The following is a 6,767-nucleotide window of genomic DNA, read 5'->3' as shown; positions in this document are numbered from 1 at the left end:
GCGGCGACGGCCGCAAGCGGTGCGGCGGCCGCGCCACTCGCGGCAGCGGGCGCCGCAGGCTCGTGCTTGCCACGCAGGCAGGTGCCCATGAAGGCCTTGCGCGCGTCGCCCTTGAGCGCCTGCTCCTTCGCTTCGGCATTGCAGCGCTTCATGCGCTCGTGCTGGGGGTTGGCCCAGGCCTGCGCGGGGGCAAGCGCCACAAGTACGAGCACAGCGCAGCTGGCGCCGAGAGTTCGCTTCATGATCGTGTCTCCTCATCCTGTTATACGCGAAATGCGTAGGCGGATTTTGCATATGCCATACCCTCTCGTCAATGCGAAGCGCATTTCCCGCAACGCCATGGGAGCATCCCGGATGAGGCTTCACCCGTGCTGAGCGGGGATCTCGCGCTGCTCGCAGGCCTCGCCGCCTCCGCCTTCCTCGCTGCGACCCTGTTGCCGGGCGGCTCGGAGGCGGTGTTCGCCGCCCTGGTGGCGCTGCGCCCCGAGCTGACGCCCGCGGCCCTGCTCGTCGCCACCGCGGCCAACACCGCGGGCGGCATGAGCACCTACGCGCTCGGTCGGCTGCTGCCGCGCAAGGAGCCCGGCGCGCACGCGCGCACCCTGCAGCGCTGGGGCAGCCTCGCCCTGCTGCTGTCCTGGGTGCCGCTGATCGGCGACGCGCTGTGCGCCGCCGCGGGCGCGCTGCGCCTCAATGCCTTCGCCTGCCTGGCGTGGATGGCGCTGGGGAAGGGCCTGCGCTACGCGGTGATCGCGTGGGCGCTGCCGTCGGTCGGCGCGTGAGCCCGCGCAGCGGAGAAGGCGCGCAGGCCGCCCCCTCGCCTATACTCGACGGCCCCTTTTCTCCCGCAACGGAGCACGCCACATGTCCGCCATCGAACGCCACGGCGTCACCCCCCGCTACGCCGACGCCGTCATCCACGCCGGCATCATTCACCTGGTCGAGGTCCCGGCGAGCAGCGCCGGCTCGATCGAGACCCAGACGCGCGAGGTGCTGGAGTCCATCGGCCGCCAGCTCGCCGGGCTCGGCAGCGACCCCGCGCGCATCCTGATGGCCACCATCTACCTCGTCGATATGGCCGACTACGCCGGCATGAACGCGGTGTGGGATGCCTGGGTTCCGCCCGGCAGCGCCCCCTCGCGCGCCTGCCTCCAGGTCGCCGGGCTCGCCGACCCGGACTGGCGGATCGAGATCGCGCTCACCGCCGCGCGCTGAGGCGCCCCCTCGGCGGGTCGCGGAGCACGAACCCATGCTGCTCTTAAGGTCTTGATTTTTGCTGCATGGTGCACTGCGGTTCGCTAGAATGGACCGCTTCCCTGCAGCCGCTTCCGGGTAGTCCAATGAGCCAACGCCTGCGCGAGATTCCGTACAACTACACCTCGTTTTCCGACCGCGAGATCGTCATCCGCCTGCTCGGGGCCGAGGCCTGGGCGGTGCTGGACCAGCTCCGCACCGAACGCGTCACCGGCCGCTCGGCGCGGATGCTGTACGAGGTCCTCGGCGACATCTGGGTGGTGCGCCGCAACCCCTATCTCGAGGACGACCTCCTCACCTCGCGCGAACGCCGCGACGCGCTCATCGGCGCGCTCGACCACCGCCTCAACGAGATCGACAAGCGCCGCCAGGGCAACGACCACGTCACCCTGCTCGTTGCGCGTGCACGCGAGGCGGTGTCCAACTTCGAGCGCTGGTTCGACGACACCGCGCGGCGGCGCAAGGCCATCCTCAAGGCGCTGGCCCGCCACACCCGGCGCGACAACATCTGCTTCGACGGCCACGCCCGTGTCTCCCACGTCACCGACGCCACCGACTGGCGGGTCGAATACCCCTTCCTGGTGCTCTACCCCGACACCGAGGAAGAGATGGCGCCGCTGGTGCGCGAGTGCATCGCGCTCGGCCTCACCATCATCCCGCGCGGCGGCGGCACCGGCTACACCGGCGGCGCCGTGCCGCTGGACGCCAGCTCGGTGGTGATCAACACCGAGAAGCTGCTCGCCATGAGCGCGGTCGAGCCCACCGTACTGGCCGGCGTAGACGGCCCGATGCCCGAGCCCTACCCCACCATCCGTACCGGCGCCGGCGTGGTCACCGAGCGCGTGTCGGAGGCGGCGGCGCTCGCCGGGCGCGTGTTCGCGGTCGACCCGACCTCGGCGAGCGCGTCCTGCATCGGCGGCAACATCGCGATGAACGCCGGCGGCAAGAAGGCCGTGCTGTGGGGCACGGCGCTCGACAACCTGGCGTGGTGGAAGATGGTCACGCCCGACGGCAACTGGCTGGAGGTCGAGCGCCTCGACCACAACTTCGGCAAGATCCACGAGCAGGAGACCGTCCGCTTCCGCCTGCGCCGCTTCGACGGCCTCACCAACGCCGCGCTCGGCGAGGAGATCCTCGCCATGCCGGGCGCGGCCTGCCGCAAGGTCGGCCTGGGCAAGGACGTCACCGACAAGTTCCTCGGCGGCGTACCGGGCGTGCAGAAGGAAGGCACCGACGGCCTCATCGTGGCCGCGCGCTGGGTGCTGCACAAGATGCCGCCGGTCGCGCGCACGGTGTGCCTGGAGTTCTTCGGCCAGGTGCGCGAGGCGGTGCCGGCGATCGTCGAGATCACCGACTTCTTCAAGCCGGGCGGCGCCGGCCACGCCGCGGGCGTGCAGCTCGCCGGCCTGGAGCACCTCGACGAGCGCTACGTGAAGGCGGTCGGCTACGCCACCAAGGCGCGCCGCCACGGCCGCCCGAAGATGGTGCTGATCGGCGACATCGTCGGCCACGACGAGGACGCGGTGATGAAGGCCGCCTCCGAGGTGGTGCGCATGACCAACGCGCGCGGCTCCGAAGGCTTCATCGCGGTCAGCCCCGAGCAGCGCAAGCGCTTCTGGCTCGAGCGCAGCCGCACCGCGGCGATCTCGCGCCACACCAACGCCTTCAAGATCAACGAGGACGTGGTCATCCCGCTGCCGCGCATGGGCGAATACTGCGACGGCATCGAGCGCATCAACATCGAGCTCTCGCTGCAGAACAAGATCGAGCTGTGCGACCGCCTCGCCGAGTTCCTGCAGGGCGAGCTGCCGCTCGACGTCAAGGACGAGGGCCTGGACCGCGAGGCGCTGATCTCCGACCACCGCGCCCAGGCGCTCGAGCAGGTCGCCGGCGTGCGCCGGCGCTGGCAGTGGCTGCTGGACAACCTCGAGCTCGCCCTCGCCGAGGCCGAGCCGCAGTTCGCCGCCTATGGCATCCAGGCCGGCGAGCTCTCCAACCGCGCCGCCAGCCCGACCCTGTTCCACCGCCTGCAGGACTACTCGATCCGGGTGTCGTGGAAGGAGGAGCTGCGCCCGCTGCTCGAGCAGACCTTCGACGGCGCGCTGTTCGCACGCATCCTCGTGCGCGTCGCCGAGATCCACCGCGAGGTGCTGCGCGGCCGCGTCTTCGTCGCCCTGCACATGCACGCCGGCGACGGCAACGTGCACACCAACCTGCCGGTCAACTCCGACCACTACGAGATGCTGCAGACCGCCAACAGTGCGGTCGATCGCATCATGGCGCTGGCGCGCAGCCTGGACGGCGTGATCTCGGGCGAGCACGGCATCGGCATCACCAAGCTCGACTATCTCACCGACGACGAGATGGCGAACTTCTGGGCCTACAAGGAAAAGGTCGACCCGGAAGGCCGCTTCAACCGCGGCAAGCTGATGCGCAAGGGGCCGGTGCGCGGCAACCTCGACAACGCCTACACCCCCAGCTTCAACCTGATGGGCCACGAGTCGCTCATCATGGAGCAGACCGACGTCGGCGACATCGCCCACGACATCAAGGACTGCCTGCGCTGCGGCAAGTGCAAGCCGGTGTGCTCCACCCACGTGCCGCGCGCCAACCTGCTGTACAGCCCGCGCAACAAGATCCTCAGCACCTCGCTGCTGATCGAGGCCTTCCTGTACGAGGAGCAGACCCGCCGCGGCGTGTCGCTCGCGCACTGGGCCGAGTTCGAGGACGTGGCCGACCACTGCACGATCTGCCACAAGTGCGAGAAGCCCTGTCCGGTGGACATCGACTTCGGCGACGTGTCGATCAAGATGCGCAACCTGCTGCGCAAGCAGGGCAAGAAGTCGTTCAACCCGGGCAAGGCCGCGGCGATGGCCTTCCTGACCATCAAGGACCCGACCACGATCAAGGCCATCCGCACCGGCATGATCGACTGGGGCTACAAGGCGCAGCGCTTCGCCCACGACCTGGGCAAGAAGTTCGGCCTCATCCAGCCGCAGGTGAAGGCGCCGCCGGCCACGCTCGGCAAGGCGCCGATCAAGGCGCAGGTGATCCACTTCATCAACAAGCCCATGCCGGGCAATCTGCCCAAGCGCACCAGCCGCGCGCTGCTCGACATCGAGGACGACAAGGTCATCCCGGTGATCCGCGACCCGCAGAAGGCCAACGGCGACGCCGAGGCGGTGTTCTACTTCCCCGGCTGCGGCTCGGAGCGCCTGTTCAGCCAGGTCGGCCTGGCCACCCAGGCCATGCTCTACCACGTCGGCGCGCAGACCGTGCTGCCGCCGGGCTACCTGTGCTGCGGCTACCCGCAGACCGCCGCCGGCGAGGAGGACAAGGGCCAGAAGATCACCACCGACAACCGCGTGCTCTTCCACCGCGTCGCCAACACGCTCAACTACCTCGACATCAAGACGGTGATCGTGTCCTGCGGCACCTGCATGGACCAACTGCAGAAATACGAATTCGAGAAGATCTTCCCCGGCTGCCGCCTGCTCGACATCCACGAGTACCTGATGGAGAAGGGCGTCAGGCTCGAGGGCGTCGGCGGCGTGAAGTACATGTACCACGAGCCCTGCCACACGCCGATGAAGCAGTACCAGGGCATCAAGGTGGCCAACGAGCTGATGGGCACGCGCGTCGACCTGTCCGACCGCTGCTGCGGCGAGTCCGGCACGCTGGCGGTGGCGCGCCCCGACATCTCCACCCAGGTGCGCTTCCGCAAGCAGGAGGAGATCGAGAAGGGCGCGGCGAAGCTGCGCGAGGGCGACCCGAACGCGAAGATCAAGATGCTGACCTCCTGCCCGAGCTGCCTGCAGGGCATGCACCGCTACGCCGACGACGCAGGCGGCATCGAGCCCGACTACATCGTGGTCGAGCTGGCCAGGCACCTGCTGGGCGAGAGCTGGCTGCCGGACTATGTGGCGAAGGCGAACAGCGGGGGGATCGAGCGGGTGTTGCTTTAATACCCGGCGCAGTCATCCGGGATTGCCGCGCGCCGAGGATGCGGAAACGCTGCCCTTTGCGCCTGCCGGCGCTCCTGCATGGGGCGGAGGCGCGATGGCCTGTGTAGGAGCGCCGGCAGGCGCGAAAACGGCCGCTCCGATGGCGCCGCCCGACGATTGCCGGACCCCGGCGCTCTCGGCTTGCTCCGCGTCTACAGCGGACGGTCTTCCGCCGGCTCCGCCGGATGCATCCGCCGCCACAGCGCGGGGAGAGCCTCGGCGGCGCACATGCGCAGGCGGTGGTCGACGATGGCGCTCACCGTGGTGTCGCCCGGATTGATCTCGATCGTAGGCACGCCCTGGCGCGCCGCCCACAGCACCGGGCCGGCGATGTAGGGGAAGACACTGGTGGTGCCGATCGACACCACCGCGTCCATGCCCTGCGACAGCACGCTCTCCAGGCGCTCGATCGCAAGTTCGGGCAAGGCCTCGCCGAACAGCACCACGTCCGGGCGCAGGATGCCGCCACAGCGCGGGCATTCGGGCGGGATGGAGAGGCCGGCGTAGTCCTCCACCCGGCGCCCCTGCCGGCAGGACATGCAGTGCAGGCGATGCACGGTGCCGTGGATCTCGATCACGTTGCGCGAACCGGCGGCGCGGTGCAGGCCGTCGACGTTCTGGGTGAGCACGCACACCAGCGCCTTCTCCTGCTCGAGCGCGGCGATCAGGCGGTGCGCGGCGTTGGGCTGCGCGCCGCGGCAGCTCGACTCGATCTGGGCGATGTAGCGCCAGGCGATCTCGGGCCGGGTCGCCATCATCTCCCCCGACAAGGCCTCCTCGATGGTGAGCCCCTCGTCGGTGAGGCGGTCGTGGTAGAGGCCGCCAATGCCGCGGTAGGTGGGCAGGCCGGAATCGACCGAGATGCCGGCACCGGTGACGAAGAGGATGCGCTGCGCGCACGCGAGGACGTCCGCCACCGCCGCCAGGGTCTTGTCCACGCTCATGCCGGCTCCACCTCCACGAGGCAGTCGTAGAAGGTCGGGCCGCCGCCCATGTCGGTGGGGCGCGCGGCGATGACGGCGTTGGCGTTGTGGCCGCCTTCGCACAGCTTGGGCCACCACACCGAGGGGCTGCACACCACGCCGGGGCGCACGTCGGTCGTCACCACCGCGTGCGCGACGAAGTGGCCGCGGTCGTTGCGGATGCGCAGCCGCACGCCGTCCACGATGCCGCGCGCGGCGGCGTCCCCGGGGTGGATCTCGAGCTTGGGCCCGCCCTCGTCGGCGAGGAAGCGCGCCTGGTTGGCGAAGGTGGAGTTGAGGAAGTTGCGTGCCGGCGGGGTGATCAGCGCGAGCGGATAGCGCGCGGCCAGGGCCGGATTGCTCGGCACCGACTCGGCGGGCGGATGCCAGGCCGGCAAGGGATCGAGGCCCTCGCGCGCGAGCGCGGCGGAGAAGAACTCGCACTTGCCCGAGGGCGTGCGGAAGCCGCCGTCGGCGAAGGGCGCATACCCCGCGGGCAGCGCGAGCCGCGCCCAGCCCTGCGTCCGCAGGCCCTCGGCGAGGCCCG

At 69.9% G+C, this 6,767-nt stretch carries 6 protein-coding genes; 3 read left to right on the top strand and 3 right to left on the bottom strand.

The window, feature by feature from the left end:
• Positions 1–242: PsiF family protein (locus tag C667_RS18675; protein WP_004375693.1), on the bottom strand; the 242-nt coding region annotated here is incomplete at its 3' end.
• 126 nt (positions 243–368) lie between these two features.
• On the opposite strand from C667_RS18675, the gene C667_RS18670 reads away from it, so the two are divergent.
• From C667_RS18670 to C667_RS18660, 3 genes are all read left to right on the top strand, one after another.
• The gene (locus tag C667_RS18670; protein WP_004375692.1) at positions 369–782 is read left to right on the top strand and encodes a YqaA family protein; all 414 of its coding nucleotides are present in this window, start codon (positions 369–371) and stop codon (positions 780–782) included.
• Between the two features lie 82 nt (positions 783–864).
• Positions 865–1,215: a RidA family protein gene (locus tag C667_RS18665; RefSeq protein ID WP_004375691.1), complete on the top strand. Its 351-nt coding sequence runs from the start codon at positions 865–867 to the stop codon at positions 1,213–1,215.
• A gap of 125 nt (positions 1,216–1,340) precedes the next feature.
• On the top strand, positions 1,341–5,219 hold the full coding sequence (locus tag C667_RS18660; RefSeq protein WP_004375690.1) for a DUF3683 domain-containing protein: 3,879 nt from the start codon (positions 1,341–1,343) through the stop codon (positions 5,217–5,219).
• A 191-nt stretch (positions 5,220–5,410) separates the two neighbouring features.
• On the opposite strand, the gene C667_RS18655 is transcribed toward C667_RS18660, so the two are convergent.
• Positions 5,411–6,202: an NAD-dependent deacylase gene (locus tag C667_RS18655; protein ID WP_004375689.1), complete on the bottom strand. Its 792-nt coding sequence runs from the start codon at positions 6,200–6,202 to the stop codon at positions 5,411–5,413.
• Positions 6,199–6,767, bottom strand: a 569-nt coding sequence (locus C667_RS18650; RefSeq protein ID WP_004375688.1) for a molybdopterin dinucleotide binding domain-containing protein, incomplete at its 5' end; no start/stop codon positions are given. The genes C667_RS18655 and C667_RS18650, both read right to left, overlap by 4 nt.

It is taken from the genome of Thauera phenylacetica B4P, assembly GCF_000310225.1.
Classification (GTDB): domain Bacteria; phylum Pseudomonadota; class Gammaproteobacteria; order Burkholderiales; family Rhodocyclaceae; genus Thauera; species Thauera phenylacetica.
The sequence above is the reverse complement of the archived record's forward strand: the minus strand, read 5'-3'. Positions and strand labels throughout refer to the sequence as shown.

Coding starts and splice junctions, on each gene's coding strand:
- C667_RS18665 (WP_004375691.1), top strand. CDS start 865: ATGTCCGCCATCGAACGCCACGGCGTCACCCCCCGCTACGCCGACGCC.
- C667_RS18660 (WP_004375690.1), top strand. CDS start 1,341: ATGAGCCAACGCCTGCGCGAGATTCCGTACAACTACACCTCGTTTTCC.
- C667_RS18655 (WP_004375689.1), bottom strand. CDS start 6,202: ATGAGCGTGGACAAGACCCTGGCGGCGGTGGCGGACGTCCTCGCGTGC.